Origin of the sequence: Pseudomonas sp. MWU349, assembly GCF_017947325.1 — a bacterium.
Taxonomy (GTDB): Bacteria; Pseudomonadota; Gammaproteobacteria; order Pseudomonadales; family Pseudomonadaceae; genus Aquipseudomonas; species Aquipseudomonas protegens.
The window spans coordinates 111,207-127,797 of the sequence record NZ_JAFEVP010000009.1; the positions used below are offsets into that span (position 1 = coordinate 111,207).

General features: G+C 61.8%; 15 protein-coding genes and 1 pseudogene. 11 read left to right on the plus strand and 5 right to left on the minus strand.

Translation table 11 applies throughout. The annotated features are described in order from the left end of the window. Positions 1-52: 52 nt before the first annotated feature. The 11 genes and pseudogenes from rsfS to KCG88_RS29485 form a co-directional block, all read left to right on the plus strand. Positions 53-460 (plus strand): annotated as a pseudogene (rsfS, locus tag KCG88_RS29435) (ribosome silencing factor); the annotation flags it as partial. 9 nt (positions 461-469) lie between these two features. Further along, positions 470-937 (plus strand): 23S rRNA (pseudouridine(1915)-N(3))-methyltransferase RlmH, encoded by a 468-nt coding sequence (rlmH, locus tag KCG88_RS29440; RefSeq protein ID WP_011063671.1) that lies wholly within the window; start codon positions 470-472, stop codon positions 935-937. Positions 938-949: 12 nt separating this feature from the next. Beyond that, on the plus strand, positions 950-2,845 hold the full coding sequence (mrdA, locus tag KCG88_RS29445) for a penicillin-binding protein 2 (RefSeq protein WP_047289464.1): 1,896 nt from the start codon (positions 950-952) through the stop codon (positions 2,843-2,845). 31 nt (positions 2,846-2,876) lie between these two features. Then, a complete protein-coding gene (gene rodA, locus KCG88_RS29450; RefSeq protein WP_015637169.1) occupies positions 2,877-3,980 on the plus strand; it encodes a rod shape-determining protein RodA in 1,104 nt (367 codons plus the stop codon). Positions 3,981-3,997: 17 nt separating this feature from the next. Then, positions 3,998-5,008 carry a lytic murein transglycosylase B gene (gene mltB, locus KCG88_RS29455; protein ID WP_011063668.1) on the plus strand — a complete coding sequence of 337 codons (1,011 nt, stop codon included), beginning with the start codon at positions 3,998-4,000 and terminating at the stop codon, positions 5,006-5,008. Beyond that, positions 5,008-6,006, plus strand: coding sequence for a septal ring lytic transglycosylase RlpA family protein (locus KCG88_RS29460; RefSeq protein ID WP_047289461.1), 999 nt, complete (start codon positions 5,008-5,010; stop codon positions 6,004-6,006). The genes mltB and KCG88_RS29460 overlap by 1 nt, the downstream gene beginning before the upstream one ends. A gap of 186 nt (positions 6,007-6,192) precedes the next feature. After that, complete coding sequence (locus KCG88_RS29465) at positions 6,193-7,350, plus strand: D-alanyl-D-alanine carboxypeptidase family protein (protein ID WP_047289459.1); 1,158 nt, start codon at positions 6,193-6,195, stop codon at positions 7,348-7,350. 81 nt (positions 7,351-7,431) lie between these two features. Further along, positions 7,432-7,707, plus strand: a complete 276-nt coding sequence (locus KCG88_RS29470; RefSeq protein ID WP_011063665.1) for a DUF493 domain-containing protein — start codon at positions 7,432-7,434, stop codon at positions 7,705-7,707. Continuing rightward, positions 7,707-8,354: a lipoyl(octanoyl) transferase LipB gene (lipB, locus tag KCG88_RS29475; RefSeq protein ID WP_011063664.1), complete on the plus strand. Its 648-nt coding sequence runs from the start codon at positions 7,707-7,709 to the stop codon at positions 8,352-8,354. Before KCG88_RS29470 ends, lipB begins: the two co-directional genes overlap by 1 nt. 1 nt (position 8,355) lies before the next feature. Beyond that, the gene (gene lipA / locus KCG88_RS29480) at positions 8,356-9,378 is read left to right on the plus strand and encodes a lipoyl synthase (protein WP_047289456.1); all 1,023 of its coding nucleotides are present in this window, start codon (positions 8,356-8,358) and stop codon (positions 9,376-9,378) included. A 151-nt stretch (positions 9,379-9,529) separates the two neighbouring features. Continuing rightward, positions 9,530-10,477: an LD-carboxypeptidase gene (locus tag KCG88_RS29485; protein ID WP_047289454.1), complete on the plus strand. Its 948-nt coding sequence runs from the start codon at positions 9,530-9,532 to the stop codon at positions 10,475-10,477. Between the two features lie 46 nt (positions 10,478-10,523). Here the strand turns inward: KCG88_RS29485 and KCG88_RS29490 are convergent, their stop codons facing one another. The 5 genes from KCG88_RS29490 to leuS all read right to left on the minus strand — a co-directional run bounded on the left by KCG88_RS29490 (position 10,524) and on the right by leuS (position 16,562). After that, positions 10,524-11,846, minus strand: coding sequence for a lytic murein transglycosylase (locus KCG88_RS29490; RefSeq protein ID WP_047289452.1), 1,323 nt, complete (start codon positions 11,844-11,846; stop codon positions 10,524-10,526). Positions 11,847-11,909: 63 nt separating this feature from the next. Then, positions 11,910-12,071, minus strand: a complete 162-nt coding sequence (gene arfA / locus KCG88_RS29495; RefSeq protein WP_015637164.1) for an alternative ribosome rescue factor ArfA — start codon at positions 12,069-12,071, stop codon at positions 11,910-11,912. A 112-nt stretch (positions 12,072-12,183) separates the two neighbouring features. Continuing rightward, on the minus strand, positions 12,184-13,221 hold the full coding sequence (gene holA / locus KCG88_RS29500) for a DNA polymerase III subunit delta (RefSeq protein WP_011063659.1): 1,038 nt from the start codon (positions 13,219-13,221) through the stop codon (positions 12,184-12,186). Between the two features lie 39 nt (positions 13,222-13,260). Further along, positions 13,261-13,866, minus strand: a complete 606-nt coding sequence (gene lptE, locus KCG88_RS29505; RefSeq protein WP_210713669.1) for an LPS assembly lipoprotein LptE — start codon at positions 13,864-13,866, stop codon at positions 13,261-13,263. A gap of 89 nt (positions 13,867-13,955) precedes the next feature. After that, positions 13,956-16,562: a leucine--tRNA ligase gene (gene leuS, locus KCG88_RS29510; protein ID WP_210713670.1), complete on the minus strand. Its 2,607-nt coding sequence runs from the start codon at positions 16,560-16,562 to the stop codon at positions 13,956-13,958. Positions 16,563-16,591: the final 29 nt, after the last annotated feature.

A 16,591-nucleotide genomic window follows, 5' to 3' on the forward strand; every position in this document is an offset into this window, starting at 1 on the left:
AGCGGCGTTCCAAACATACGAGCTAAACGAGTTTTATATGACTAACCAAGTAATGAAAGGCGAAGATCTGGTCAAGGTGGCTGTCGCCGCGCTGGAAGACGTCAAGGCCCAGGACGTCCTGGTGATCGATGTTCGCGACAAGCAGAGCATCACTGACTACATGATCATCGCTACCGGTACCTCCAACCGCCAGATCGGCGCGATGCTGGAAAAGGTCCGTGAAATGGTCAAGGCCCAGGGCGTGCGCCCATTGGGTGAAGAAGGCAAGGGCGACAGTGACTGGGTGCTGCTGGACCTGGACGACGTGATCGTGCACATGATGACCGCCTCGGCCCGCCAGTTCTACGACCTGGAACGTCTGTGGCAGGGCGCCGAGCAGAGCCGCGCGGCCGATGGCAAGCACCACAGCCCGGAGCATGGCCACGAGCACTTCACCAAGCTCAACAAAGACCAGCAATAAGGGACGGCTGTGCGCCTGCGTCTGATCGCTGTCGGTTCACGCATGCCCAAGTGGGTGGAAGAGGGTTGGCACGAGTATGCCAAGCGTCTGCCATCCGAGCTGGCGCTGGAACTGGTGGAAATTCCGCTCAATACCCGGGGCAAGAACGCCGACGTGGCTCGCTTTATCCGTCAGGAAGGCGAGGCCATGCTGGCCAAGGTCGGGCATAACGAGCGCATCGTCACCCTTGAGGTGCATGGCAAACCCTGGAGCACCGAGCAACTGGCGGTGGAACTGGATCGCTGGCGTCTCGATTCGCGCACCGTGAACTTCATGGTCGGCGGCCCGGAAGGGCTGGCGCCGGAAGTTTGTGCGCGGGCGGATCAGCGCTGGTCGCTGTCGCCGCTGACCCTGCCCCACCCCCTGGTGCGGATTCTCATCGGTGAACAGCTGTATCGCGCCTGGACCGTGCTGTCCGGGCACCCTTACCACAAGTAGCCCGCGCCCCTCATGTCCCAGCCGATCCGCATCAAGGACCACGAAAAAGACGCCCGTCTGGTGCGTGGCCGTGTCGTGTTCGGCGCCATCATGGTGGTTTGCCTGATCGGTGTGCTGATTGCCCGGCTGTATTACCTGCAGGTGATCCAGTACGACTATCACTCCACTCTTTCGGAGAACAACCGGGTCCACGTGCAGCCGATTCCACCGACTCGCGGGCTGATTTTCGACCGCAATGGCGTGGTGGTGGCGGACAACCGGCCCAGCTTTAGCCTGAGCATGACCCGCGAGCGTTCCGGCGACTGGCAGCAGGTGCTCGACGTGATCGTCGAGGTGCTGGAGCTGACTCCGGAAGACCGGGTGCTGTTTGAAAAGCGCATGAAGCAGGGGCGTCGGCCTTTCGAGCCGGTGCCGATCCTGTTCGAGTTGACGGAAGAGCAGATCGCCCGGATCGCGGTCAACCAGTTCCGCCTGCCCGGTGTGGAAGTGGTGGCCCAGCTGGTCCGGCATTACCCCCAGGGCGCGCACTTTGCCCACTCCGTGGGCTATATGGGGCGGATCAACGAGAAAGAGCTCAAGTCCCTCGATCCGGTGAACTACAGCGGCACCCACCATATCGGCAAGACCGGCATCGAGCGCTTCTACGAGCCTGAGCTGCACGGCCAGGTGGGTTACGAAGAGGTCGAGACCAACGCCCGCGGCCGGGTGCTGCGGGTGCTCAAGCGCACCGACCCGATTCCCGGCAAGGACATTGTCCTGAGCCTGGATATCAAGTTGCAGGAAGCCGCGGAACTGGCCCTGGGCGGGCGTCGTGGCGCGGTGGTAGCCCTGGACCCGAGTACCGGTGAAGTGCTGGCGATGGTCAGCCAGCCGAGCTTCGACCCCAACCTGTTCGTCACCGGCATCAGCTTCAAGGCCTATGCCGAGCTGCGCGATTCCATCGACCGGCCGCTGTTCAATCGGGTGCTGCGTGGCCTGTATCCGCCGGGTTCGACCATCAAGCCGGCGGTGGCCATTGCCGGGCTGGATGCCGGTGTGGTCACGGCTTCGACCCGGGTCTACGACCCGGGCTATTACCAGCTGCCCAACTACGACCACAAATACCGCAACTGGAACCGTACCGGTGACGGTTATGTCGACCTGGACACCGCGATCATGCGGTCCAACGACACCTATTTCTACGACCTGGCCCACAAGCTGGGGATCGACCGGCTGTCCGCCTACATGAGCAAGTTCGGTATCGGCCAGAAGGTCTCCCTGGACATGTTCGAGGAGTCGCCGGGCTTGATGCCGACCCGCGAATGGAAGCGCGCCACCCGGCGCCAGGCCTGGTTCCCGGGGGAGACCCTGATTCTCGGGATCGGCCAGGGATACATGCAGTCCACGCCGTTGCAACTGGCCCAGGCCACCGCCCTGGTCGCCAGCAAGGGCAAGTGGAACCGGCCACACCTGGCCAAGAGCATCGAGGGCGAGAAGCCGGTGGATCACAACCCGATGCCGGACATTGTCCTGCGTGACCCCTCGGACTGGATGAAGGTCAACCATGGCATGCAGCAGGTGATGCACGGTGCGCGAGGCACCGCGCGCAAGGCTGCGGTCGGTTCGCCGTACCGGATTGCCGGCAAGAGTGGTACCGCCCAGGTGGTGGCGATCAAGCAGGGCGAGAAGTACGACCGCTCCAAGGTCCAGGAGCGGCATCGCGACCACGCCTTGTTCGTCGGCTTCGCCCCGGCGGAAAACCCCAAGATCGTGGTCTCGGTCATGGTCGAGAACGGTGAGTCGGGCTCCGGTGTCGCGGCTCCCGTCGTGCGCCAGGTGATGGATGCCTGGCTTCTCGGCCAGGACGGCCAGCTCAAGCCTGAGTTCGCCAGCCCTATCAGCGCGGAGGCTACGGCCCGTGAAGAGTAATTTTGACCGCATCCTCTCCAGTGAGGATGTGATGCGCCGTCGCGCGACGCTGTTGCAGCGCCTGCATATCGATGGCCCGCTGCTGGTGCTGCTGCTGACCCTGGCCGCCGGCAGCCTGTTCGTGCTGTATTCCGCCAGCGGCAAGAGTTGGGACCTGCTGGCCAAGCAGGCCACTTCATTCGGTATCGGCCTGGTGTCGATGATCGTCATCGCCCAGTTCGAACCGCGCTTCATGGCCCGTTGGGTGCCGCTGGGCTACGTGTTCGGCGTGGTGCTGCTGGTGGTGGTAGATGTCATGGGCCACAACGCCATGGGGGCGACCCGCTGGATCAACATCCCCGGGGTGATCCGCTTCCAGCCTTCGGAGTTCATGAAGATCATCATGCCGGCGACCATCGCCTGGTACCTGTCCAAGCGCACCCTGCCACCCCATCTCAAGCATGTGGGGATCAGCCTGGTGCTGATTGGCATTCCGTTCATCCTGATCGTGCGCCAGCCCGACCTGGGTACGGCCTTGCTGATTCTGGCCGGCGGTACCTTCGTGCTGTTCATGGGCGGCCTGCGCTGGCGCTGGATTCTCAGCGTGTTGGCGGCTGCGGTTCCCGTGGCCATCGCCATGTGGTTCTTCATCATGCATGACTACCAGAAGCAGCGGATCCTGACGTTCCTTGACCCGGAGAGCGATCCGCTGGGCACCGGCTGGAACATCATCCAGTCCAAGGCCGCCATTGGCTCCGGTGGGGTGTTCGGCAAGGGCTGGCTGCTGGGCACCCAGTCGCACCTGGACTTTTTGCCGGAGAGCCACACCGACTTCATTATCGCTGTCATGGGCGAGGAGTTCGGCCTGGTGGGCATCTGTGCGCTGCTGCTGATCTACCTGCTGTTGATCGGGCGCGGGCTGGTGATCACCGCCCAGGCCCAGACACTGTTTGGCAAATTGCTCGCGGGCAGCCTGACCATGACGTTTTTTGTTTACGTTTTCGTCAACATCGGTATGGTCAGTGGCTTGTTGCCGGTCGTAGGGGTGCCGTTGCCGTTCATTAGCTACGGAGGAACTTCGCTGGTGACGCTACTGTCAGCGTTTGGGGTTTTGATGTCGATCCATACCCATCGCAAGTGGATCGCGCAGGTTTGATTAAGGTGAAGAATTCAATGCAAGCAATGCGTGGCTGGGCCGCTCGGCAAGCGCCGTGGGTCGGTCTGGTAAGCATCCTTGGTGCAGCGCAGCCCGCGTTCGCCGGTGATTACGAAGGTTCGCCCCAGGTGGCCGAATTCGTGGGCGAAATGACTCGGGACTATGGTTTTGCCGGGGAGCAGCTGATGGCTGTGTTCCGCGAGGCCGAGCGCAAGCAGTCGATTCTTGACGCCATTTCGCGGCCCGCCGAGCGGGTCAAGCAGTGGAAGGAATACCGGCCGATGTTCATCACCGACGCGCGCATTGCCCGCGGTGTGGATTTCTGGCGCCAGCATGAAGCGGTACTGGCCCGCGCCGAGCAGGAATATGGCGTACCGGCCCAGGTAATTGTCTCGATCATCGGCGTTGAAACCTTTTTCGGTCGAAATACCGGGAATTACCGGGTGATCGACGCATTGTCCACCTTGGGCTTCGATTATCCGCCCCGTGCCGAGTTCTTCCGCAAGGAACTGCGCGAGTTTCTATTGCTGGCGCGCGAGGAGCAGGTCGATCCATTGAGCCTCAAGGGTTCCTATGCCGGAGCCATGGGCCTACCGCAGTTCATGCCCAGCAGCTTTCGGGCTTATGCCGTGGACTTCGACGGTGATGGCCACATCAATATCTGGACCAACCCCGATGATGCCATCGGCAGTGTGGCCAGCTATTTCAAGCGCCACGGCTGGGTGGCCGGCGAGCCGGTGGTCAGTCGCGCCGATGTGCGTGGTGATCGAGTGGATGAAGGCTTGACCACCGGGATCGAGCCGACGAAAACCGTCGGGGAGTTGCGGGCCCTGGGCTGGTCGAGTCATGATGCGCTGCGCGATGATATGCCGGTCACCGCTTTTCGTCTGGAAGGTGACAATGGCCCGGAATACTGGATGGGCCTGAAGAATTTTTACGCGATCACTCGCTATAACCGCAGCGTGATGTACGCCATGGCCGTACATCAGTTGTCTGAACAGCTGGTCCAAGCACGGGGCGTCAAGTAATGCTGGCAATGCCAATTCGCAAACCCCTGAAACTGGTGGCTTTTGCCGCGTTGTCCTTGCTGGTGGTCAGTTGCTCGACGAGTCGCTCGCCGCAGCAGAAATCTTCCAACGCTGTGCGTTCCATGCCGGGCCTGGACGTCAACCGAGCCCACAAGGATGGCGCGCCGTGGTGGGATGTCGACGTTTCGCGCATCCCCGATGCGACCCCGACCCTGCATACCGGCCCGTACAAGGCCAACCCTTACACGGTACTGGGCAAGACCTATTTCCCCATCCAGGAATCGAAGAACTACGTGGCCTCCGGCACGGCGTCCTGGTATGGCACCAAGTTCCACGGCCAGAACACCGCCAATGGCGAGGTCTATGACCTGTACGGCATGAGTGCCGCGCACAAGACTCTGCCGCTGCCGAGTTATGTGCGGGTGACCAACCTGGACAACAATCGCAGCGTGATCCTGCGGGTCAATGACCGCGGTCCGTTCTATTCCGACCGCATCATCGACCTCTCCTACGCCGCGGCCAAGAAGCTCGGCTATGCCGAGACCGGCACCGCCCGGGTCAAGGTCGAGGGCATCGATCCGCAGCAGTGGTGGGCTCAGCGTGGCCGTCCGGCGCCGCTGATGCTCAACGAGCCGCAAGTGGCGCAGAATAGCGCGCCGGTGGTCACGGCCTCGGCCGGCACTGTCGAACAATGGACCCCGCCGCCCCAGCAGCACGCGGCGGCTGTGGTTCCCGTACAAGTGAAAAACACGGCAGTAGCTTCTGGCCAGTATCTGCAGGTGGGCGCCTTCGCCAACCCTGACGCTGCCGAGCTGTTGAGGTCGAAGTTGAGTGGCATGGTGAGCGCCCCGGTGTTCATCAGCTCGATCGTCCGCAATCAACAGACGCTGCATCGGGTCCGCCTGGGGCCATTCGGCACGCCGGGTGAGGCCCAGCAAGCACAGAACAGCGTGCGCCTGGCGAACCTTGGGCAGGCCAGCGTGGTCTCTGCCGAGTAAGAATACTGAAGATTGAAGGTCCGCTTGCGGTATTGGGGGGCGGGCCCTGGTTGTTGGCTCGTCGAACAACAAAAGCCCGGCAAGGGTCAGTGAGTGAACAACTGCACACGCGACAGCCCTCTAGAAGGCTGTCTGAAATAGTTTTGCCCGCAAGGGCAAGTTTCCATTAGCAACTTCGAGAGACGGATGAACATCACCACCTTTGCCAAACGCCTGTGCCTGCTTGTCCCGCTGATCATCACGCCCGCCGCCTGGGCGGTCGAAGCGATGCCGTCGCCACCGCAACTGGCCGCCAAATCCTATGTGCTCATGGATGCCAGCAGCGGTAACGTGCTGGTGGAGAACAATGGTGACCAGCGCCTGCCGCCGGCCAGCCTGACCAAGCTGATGACCGCCTATATCGCGACCCTGGAAATCCGTCGCGGCCAGATCGGCGAGAACGATCCGGTGACCGTCAGCGAGAACGCCTGGCGTACCGGCGGCTCGCGGATGTTCATCAAGGTGGGTTCGCAAGTCACCGTCAGCGACCTGCTGCACGGCATCATCATCCAGTCCGGCAACGACGCCAGCGTCGCGGTTTCCGAGCATATCGCCGGTAGCGAAGACGCATTCGCCGACATGATGAACAAGACGGCTGCCGACCTGGGCATGAGCAACAGCCACTTCATGAACCCTACCGGCCTGCCGAACCCAGAGCACTACTCGTCGGCCCACGACATGGCGGTGCTGGCTCGCGCGATCATCCACGAGGACCCGGCGCACTACGCGATCTACTCGCAGAAGGAGTTCTTCTGGAACGGCATCAAGCAGCCCAACCGCAACCTGCTGCTGTGGCGCGACAAGACTGTTGACGGCCTGAAGACCGGCCATACCGACGAAGCCGGCTATTGCATGGTGTCCTCGGCGGTGCGTGATGGCATGCGCCTGATCGCCGTGGTGTTCGGTACCAACAGCGAACAGGCTCGTGCTGCTGAAACCCAGAAGCTGCTGACTTACGGTTTCCGTTTCTTCGAAACCCAGACCTTCTACCAGAAGGGCACCGAGCTGGCCCAGGCCCAGGTCTGGAAGGGCACCACTCATCAGGTCAAGGCCGGTCTGGCCGAAGACCTGACCATGACTATGCCTAAAGGCCAGTTGAAAAAGCTCGCCGCCAGCATGACCATGAACCCGCAACTGGTCGCGCCGATCGCCAAGGGCGACGTGATTGGTAAAGTCGAAGTGAAACTGGACGACAAGGTGGTGCACAGCGCTGACCTGATCGCCCTGGAAGCGGTCGACGAAGGTGGTATCTTCCGTCGCATGTGGGATAGCATCCGTCTATTCTTCTACGGCTTGTTCAACTGATATTGTCGACCTGCGTGGCCCTCGCTCTCCAGTGGAGCGGGGGCCATGTCCGTCGTCCGGCTATACGAGGCCGTTACTGCCATGACAGACACTGACGTTAAGTCGCACAAGATTGAGTTTCCCGTCGATGACTATCCGATCAAGGTGATCGGTGACACGGTTGTCGGTTTCAAGGACACCGTGATCGAGATCCTTGCCAAGTACGCCAAGCTGGACATCAAGTCCCTGGCCGAGCGTCAAAGCAGCAACGGCAAGTACACCACCGTACAACTGCACATCACCGCCACTGGTGAAGACCAACTGCGTGATATCAATAGTGCCCTGCGTGCTACCGGTGTCGTCCACATGGTGCTGTGATGCCACAGACGCTGGGCTTTCGTGAGCTTGGCCAGATGGCTTACGAGCCGGTCTGGCAAGCGATGCAGCGCTTTACCAATGAACGCGGTACCGATGCACCGGATGAAGTCTGGCTGGTGCAGCATCCCCCGGTCTTCACCCAGGGCCAGGCCGGCAAGGCCGAGCACCTGTTGCTCCCGGGGGATATCCCCGTGGTGCAGGTGGACCGCGGCGGCCAGGTGACCTATCACGGCCCTGGCCAACTGGTGGCCTACCTGCTGCTGGATGTGCGCCGATTGGGTTTCGGTGTGCGGGACCTGGTCAACCGCATGGAGCACTGCCTGATCGAGCTGCTGGCCAGCTACGGCGTGCCGGCGGCGGCCAAGCCCGATGCACCGGGCGTCTACGTCAATGGGGCGAAAATCGCCTCGCTGGGCCTGCGTATCCGTCACGGATGCTCTTTTCACGGTCTGGCCTTGAACGTGGACATGGATTTGCAGCCGTTTCGACGGATTAACCCCTGTGGTTACGCCGGGTTGGCGATGACCCAACTGAGCGACCATGCAGGGCCGATTGAATTTGCCGAGGTAAGTGCCCGGCTGCGTGCGCAGCTCGTCAAACACCTCGACTATGCTGAGCAGACGACCCTAACGGGCGGAATCGACTGATATGACTACTGCGCAAGACGCTGTTCAAACCCTGATCCCGACGCTGGATATCTCCGAGCGAGCGGCCCGTCCGAAAGTTGAAACCGGCGTCAAATTGCGCGGTGCGGAAAAGGTCGCGCGCATTCCGGTGAAGATCATTCCGACTACCGAACTGCCGAAGAAACCGGACTGGATTCGCGTACGCATCCCCGTCTCCCCGGAAGTCGACCGGATCAAGCAGCTGCTGCGCAAGCACAAGCTGCACAGCGTCTGCGAAGAGGCATCCTGCCCGAACCTGGGCGAGTGCTTCTCCGGCGGCACCGCGACCTTCATGATCATGGGTGATATCTGCACCCGTCGCTGCCCCTTCTGTGACGTGGGTCATGGTCGTCCAAAGCCTCTGGATGTCGACGAGCCAATGAACCTGGCGGTGGCTATCGCCGATCTGCGCCTGAAATACGTGGTGATTACCTCGGTGGACCGCGATGACCTGCGTGACGGCGGTGCCCAGCACTTTGCCGACTGCATCCGCGAAATCCGCAAGTTGTCTCCAAACGTGCAGTTGGAAACCCTGGTTCCCGACTACCGTGGCCGCATGGATGTTGCCCTGGAAATCACCGCCGCCACGCCGCCGGACGTGTTCAACCACAACCTGGAAACCGTGCCGCGCCTGTACAAGGCCGCCCGTCCTGGCTCGGACTACCAGTGGTCGCTGACCCTGCTGCAGAAATTCAAGCAACTGGTGCCGCATGTGCCGACCAAGTCCGGGCTGATGCTGGGCCTGGGTGAAACCGATGAAGAAGTCATCGAGGTCATGAAGCGCATGCGCGAGCACGACATCGACATGCTGACCCTTGGCCAGTACCTGCAACCGTCGCGCAACCACCTGCCGGTCCAGCGCTTCGTGCACCCTGACACCTTCGCCTGGTTCGCCGAGGAAGGTTATCGGATGGGGTTCAAGAACGTTGCTTCCGGCCCGCTGGTGCGTTCTTCGTACCATGCCGACGAACAAGCGAAACTGGCCAAGGCAGGCCTGGTTTCCTGATCTGCCTGCCCGCAAGGCGCACGTCTTGCGGGCAGTTCCCCGGCTCTTTCGAGCACTTTCGCTGCGCCCGCCGCTTTTTAAATCCCGCCTCTTCTGTTTGACACCATTCATGGCTACTGTGCTTGAGTGAATTCACACAGGGAGAATCTGCATGCCTATCCAACCGACTGCTGCGCTGAACGCCCACCTACCGGTGCCGGCGCTGGCCGCAGAAGGCGTTATCGGCCTTATTGCACCTGCCGGTCCCGCAGCGCTGGATACTGAAAAAGCCCACCAATGGATGCGCTCCAGGGGATACAGCCTACGGATCTTCCCGGGTGTCGGGTTGCAGGAGGGGTACCTGGCCGGTAGCGACGAAGCGCGCCTCAAGGACCTGCATGAGGCCTTCGCCGATACGGATATAGACGCCATTCTGTGCTTGCGTGGCGGCTATGGCAGCCCCCGCCTGCTGGACAAGATCGATTTCGATCTGTTGCGGCGCAATCCCAAGCCCTTTGTCGGCTACAGCGATATCACCGCCCTGCACCTGGCGATCAACCGTTATGCCGGTTTCGTGAGTTTTCACGGGCCAATGCTCAACGCCGACCTGCTGGGTGACAAGCAGGCGCCCACCGAAGCCTCCTTTTTCAATCTGCTTCGAGGCCAGGCCCGAGCTGGCAGCCTGCTGCCCCATCCGGTGGCCTTCCCCCTGACTACCATCGAGCCGGGCATTGCGCTGGGTTCCCTGCTGGGCGGAAACCTGTCGCTGATCGCCAGCACCCTGGGCACCCCGTATGAGATCAATACAGACGGCATCATCCTGTTTATCGAGGACGTCAACGAGCCGCTGTACCGCATAGATCGCCTGCTCAATCACCTGCGCCTGGCCGGAAAGCTGGACAAGCTGCGTGGGGTATTGGTGGGGGATGTGGCCGGTGTGGATTTTGCGGCGCTGTGCGCTTTGCTCAAGCAGACCTTCGAACCGCTGCGGATTCCGGTGCTGGCGGGATGGCGCAGTGGTCACTGCGACCCCAACCTGACCTTGCCCATGGGCGCGCTGGTCAGGCTGGATGCGGGAGCCAGGGAGCTGACCCTGGCGCAGGATGTGGTCTTCAAGTAATCGCAGGGCCGGCGAGGGGAGGCTTTCCCCTGCGCCGGACCGGGTCCTAACGATTGCGCAGGCTTTCCAGCAGCTTGTGGGTCGGATAACCATCCGCGGGCCATCCCAGTGCCTGCTGGGCATTGCGAATGGCCTTGCGGGTGTTGGCACCGATGATGCCGTCGGGATTGCCGGCGTCATAGCTGTTGGCACTGAGCAGTGTCTGTAGCTCGATGCGCTCGGAGCGGCTCAGGGGCAGGTCGTCCTTGGGCCAGTTGCCGCTGATCTGGCCGGCTCCGCCGAAGCGTTCGGAGAGCAGGTTCACCGCCAGGGCATAGGACGATGAGTTGTTGTATTTGAGCACTGCCCGGAAGTTGTCCAGGATCAGGAATGCCGGGCCGCGGTAACCCGCTGGCAACAGCAGTGAGGCTGACAGGTGTTCCGAGCCATAGGGCAGGGCCTTGCCATTGGCAGGAGTCATGCCCAGGCGCATCCATTCGCCCACGGTCTTGCGGGTGGAGGCGTCGGCCAGGGCATAGTCGAAGCCACTGTTGAGCTGTACTTCAAGACCCCAGGGCTGCCCCTGCTGCCAGCCGGAACTCTGCAGATAGTGCGCCGTGGAGGCCAGTGCATCGGCCGGGCTGTTCCAGATATCCCGGCGGCCATCACCGTCGAAGTCCACGGCGTGGGTGTTGTAGGTGGTGGGAATGAACTGGGTCTGGCCCATGGCGCCGGCCCAGGAGCCGAGCATCTTCTCTGGCTGGATATCGCCATGCTGGATGATCTGCAACGCCGCGATCAGCTGGCTATTGGCGAAAGCCGGGCGGCGGCCTTCATAGGCCAGGGTGGCCAGGGAGCGAATGACTGATTTGTTGCCCTGGAAGTCGCCGAAATTGCTTTCCATGCCCCACACCGCCACCAATGCCTGGCGGTCGACGCCGTAGCGCTGTTCGATCCGTTGCAGGATGTCGCTGTACTGCACCAGCATTGCCTGGCCTTTGCGTACCCGTACCGGCGACAGTGCCCCTTCCAGGTATTCCCACACTGGGCGGCTGAACTCGGGCTGGCTGCGGTCGGCCTTGATCACGCTCATGTCCGGGGTCACGCCGGCAAAGGCGCGATCAAATACATCGGCACGGATACCGGCGCCCAAGGCTTCGGCGCGGAAGGCGTTCAACCATTGTTCGAAGGTCTGGGTGGGCTGGACATCCAGGTTGTCGACGGCCAGGGGCGCGACAGTGGCAGGTGCGGCAAGAGGGGCTGCCTGGAGGCTGGGCAGCGGCTGGGCGTCGGCGGCGGTGGGTTTTTCCGCGCAGGCGACTAGCAGAATAAGGCTGGAGGCAGCGATCAGTTGGCGCATGTGCCAACGACGGGAAAGACAAAAGGGCATGCACGGGTCCAGAGAGAATAACAATCAGGTGCAGACCTTATCATGCCGGCGGGGTTCTGGGCTTCAGGCAGCCAGAAAGTAAGAAGCCTCCCAGCTTTTAGACTGGAAGGCTTCGCGGCGGTAGCTGCCTTTGCCCTTGGCCGGGCGTTCCTGGCGGCTGCGGAACAGTGGCTGGGCGACGATGGATTTGGCCTTGTTGGGGCCATGCTTGGATGGCTTGCTCATGCTCAATACTCACTTTGGGAGGGAGGTGTTGCGGCGCAGATCATCGGCCAGAGTCGGGCCGCTGTCCAGCATCATGGATGCAGAAAATTGTAAGCGTGATGGGGTGGCTGCTTTACTCGGCCGCAAGTGCCAGGCGCTGGCCGGCCATTAGCAGCGATAAGCGGCTCAGGCTGCTCCAGGGCGAGCCACTGGCCTGTCCCTTGATCTGCGCATCAATGCGCTGGGCATCGAGCAGCAGTTGGCCCCAGCGTTGTGCGGAGTAGCGCTGCAGGGCTTTGCTCATCAGGGGTTTGCGTTTGTCCCAGACGGGCGGGCGGGCCTGGCTGAAGACCTTGTCCAATGGCACGCCCTGGCTGAACTGCAGGGCCAGGTTGGCCAGCAGGCGCAGTTCCCGGGACAGTGCCCAGAGAATCACCGGAGGTTCCACGCCTTCGCCGCGCAAGCCTTCCAGCATGCGCAGGGCATGGGCCGCTTCACCATTGAGGATGGCGTCCACCAGGCCGAATACGTCGAAGCGGGCACTGTCGGCCACCGCCGCCTGGACCGTTTCGACGGTGATCTGCCCGCCCTCGGCCATCAGCTTGAGTTTCTCGATTTCCTGGGCGGCAGCCAGCAGGTTGCCTTCGACCCGGGCGGCAATCAATTCGACGGCATCCTGGCTGGCGGACAAGCCGGCCTGGGACAGGCGCTGGCGAATCCACTGCGGCAACTGGTTGGCATCTACCGGCCAGATCTGTACGAATTGAGTCTGGGCACCCTCGACCAGTGCCTTGCCCCATTTGGTTTTCTGCGCGCTGCCATCGAGTTTGGGCAGGCTGATCAACAGCACTGTGTCTTCGGCAGGCCGCGAGCAGTATTCGATCAGCGCTGCTGCGCCCTTGTCACCGGGCTTGCCCGAGGGCAGGCGCAGTTCCAACAGGCGTTTTTCGGCGAACAGCGACATGCTGGCACCGGCTTGCAGCAGGGTGCCCCAGTCGAAACTGGCGTCGGCGCTGAATACCTGGCGCTCATCGAATCCCTGCTGGCGTACGGCAGAGCGAATGGCGTCGGCGGCTTCCTGGCAAAGCAGGGGATCATCGCCGCTGATCACATAGATCGGCGCGAGAGTGCCTTGCAGGTGTTTGCCGAGTTGGGCGGGGGCAAGTTTCATAGGCAGGTGGTCAGGGGGCGCCGGAGCGCCCCGCATGGCTTACTGGTTCGGCAGTTCCATAGGGGACTGTCGCGGGGTTTCCGCCTCAGCCTTGCGTGCGGCTTCCAGGGCTTCGGCTTCTGCCTTGGCCTTGGCTTCGGCTGTCGCCTGCAGTTGGGCAAGCTGTTCCGGGGTCAGCAATTGCAGACGGATCAGCATGCGCTGGATCAGGTCGCGACGCATTTCCTTGCGGGTTTCGGAAGACTCTTGGTCGGAACCAGTGATGTTGTTGCCGTCGTGCAGGAAGACTTTTTGCACTTCCAGTTTGTCGTCCAGCAGGTGCAGGTTGTCGTGAGTCAGGATCTCATACTTGAGAGTGGTACTGATCTCGTACTCAGCCGAGCTGCCGCCGCCGGTGTAGCTGAGGGTGCGCTGGGCATTTTCCTCGCTCAGCAGCACCAGTTTGTAAGGTGCGCCGGCATGGACTCGCACACCGCTGCTTTCAAGCTGTTGCTTGAGCATCTTGATGGTGTTGCCGTAGGCATCACGGGCGCTCAGGTCCAGCTCCTTGATGGTCAGCTCCTGGGTTCCAGTGCCGCGCAGCTGGAAGCCACAGGCGCTCAACAGCACGGCCAGGCCCATCACCAGCAGATTACGTTTGATCATGTATTGCTCCCCTTGAAACCAGATGGGCCAACCTTGTGGCCCTGGAGGTTTTATTCGGCGCCCGATCCCGGACCGGGCGCTTGATCCAATTAGCTGGCGACGATGTTGACCAGTTTGCCCGGCACGACGATGACCTTGCGAATCGTCAGGCCTTCAGTGAAGCGCAGTACGTTCTCGTTGCTGCGAGCGGCTGCTTCGACTTCTTCACGGCTGGCGCTGGCAGGCATTTCGATCTGGCCACGCAGTTTGCCGTTGACCTGGATCACCAGTTGCAGGCTGTCCTGCACCAGTGCGCTTTCGTCCAATGCTGGCCAGCCGGCATCGATGATCGCGCCGCTTTGACCCAGTTGGCCCCACAGCTCGTGGCTAATGTGCGGAGTGATCGGAGCGAGTAACAGGGCTACGGTCTGCAAGCCTTCCTGCAGCAGTGCACGGTCCTGTTCGCTGCCTTGCGGCGCTTTTTCCAGGACGTTCATCAGAGTCATCACCTGGGCGATGGCGGTGTTGAACTTGTGATGCTGGCCTACGTCCTGGCTGGCCTGCTTGATGGCCAGGTGGATCGCACGGCGAATGGCTTTCTGTTCGTCGCTCAGTGTCGCTACATCCAGAGCACCCGGCAGCCCCTGGCTGACGTGGGCCTGGGCCAGGCGCCAGACACGCTTGAGGAAGCGGTGCGCGCCTTCAACGCCAGAGTCGGACCATTCCAGGCTCATGTCGGGTGGCGAGGCGAACATCATGAACAGGCGGCAGGTATCAGCGCCGTATTGTTCGATCATCGATTGCGGGTCGACACCGTTGTTCTTCGACTTGGCCATCTTCTCGGTGCCACCGATCTCCACCGGCAGGCCGTCGGAGATGAGTTTGGCGCCAATGATCTTGGCCTTGCTGTCACGCTCCAGCTCGACATCCGCCGGGTTGTACCAGGTGTAGCTGCCATTGGCTTCGCGACGGTAGTAGGTCTCGGCAATCACCATGCCCTGGGTGAGCAGGTTCTTGAACGGCTCGTTGGAGCTCACCAGGCCTTCGTCACGCATCAGCTTGTGGAAGAAGCGCGCGTAGAGCAGGTGCAGGATGGCGTGTTCGATACCGCCGATGTACTGATCCACCGGCAACCAGTGGTTGGCCGCGGCCGGATCTACCAGGCCGCCTTCATAGTGCGGCGAGGCGTAACGGGCGTAGTACCACGAGGACTCGACGAAGGTGTCCATGGTGTCGGTTTCACGCTTGGCAGGTGCTCCGCATTTCGGGCAGTTGCACTCGTAGAACTCAGGCATGCGCGCCAGTGGCGAACCGGCGCCATCGGGAACCACGTCTTCCGGCAATACCACCGGCAACTGCTCTTGCGGGACGGGTACATCGCCGCAGTTGTCGCAGTGGATGATCGGGATTGGGCAACCCCAGTAGCGCTGGCGGCTGATGCCCCAGTCCCGCAGGCGGAACTGGGTACGCGATTGGCCGAGGTTCTTCTTCAGCAGCGCCACTTCGATCGCGTCGAACGCGCCAGGGAAGTCCAGGCCGTTGAATTCGCCGGAGTTGATCAGTTCGCCATGCTCGCCGTAAGCGTCCTGCCAGGGCGCCGGAGTTTCATCGCCGGCACTGGTACGTACCACGGCCTTGATCGGCAGGTTGTACTTGGTGGCGAACTCGAAGTCGCGCTCATCGTGGGCCGGTACGGCCATGACCGCGCCGTCGCCGTAGTGCATGAGCACGTAGTTGGCGACCCAGACCGGGAGTTTTTCACCGGTCAACGGGTGCTCGACGAACAGCGAAGTCGGCAGGCCTTTCTTCTCTTGGGTCGCCATATCGGCTTCCGCGACGCTGCCGCCTTTGCACTCGGCGATGAAGGCCTGCAACTGTGGGTCGTTCTGCGCGGCCAGGGTAGCCAGCGGGTGCTCGGCTGCCACGGCAACGTAAGTCGCGCCCATCAGGGTGTCTGGACGGGTGGTGAAGACCTTCAGGGTCCCGGCTTCGCCGATGGAGGCCTGATCGTAGGGGAACTGCACTTCCATGCCGCGCGACTTGCCGATCCAGTTGCGTTGCATGGTCTTGACCTGCTCGGGCCAGCCGGTCAGTTCGTCGAGACTCTCCAGCAGCTCATCCGCGTAGGCGGTGATCTTGAAGTAGTACATCGGAATTTCGCGCTTTTCGATCAGCGCGCCGGAACGCCAGCCACGGCCGTCGATCACCTGCTCGTTGGCCAGTACGGTCTGGTCGATGGGGTCCCAGTTAACGGTACCGTTCTTGCGGTAGATCACGCCCTTTTCGAACAGGCGGGTGAACAGCCACTGTTCCCAGCGGTAGTAATCCGGCTTGCAGGTAGTGACCTCGCGGGACCAGTCCACCGCCAGGCCCAGGCTGCGCAACTGAGTCTTCATGTAGGCGATGTTTTCGTAGGTCCACTTGGCGGGAGCCACGTTGTTCTTCATCGCGGCGTTTTCCGCCGGCATGCCGAAGGCGTCCCAACCCATGGGTTGCAGAACGTTCTTGCCTTGCATGCGCTGGTAACGGGAGATCACGTCGCCGATGGTGTAGTTGCGCACGTGCCCCATGTGTAGCTTGCCGCTGGGGTAAGGGAACATCGATAGGCAGTAGTAGGTTTCCTTGCCTGGCTGTTCACTGACTTCAAAGGACTTTTGCTCGTCCCAGAACGACTGGGCGGCGGCTTCGATTTCACGGGGCTGATAGTGTTCGTGCATGGCTACTTTTGTACTGAATAGGGGTGGCC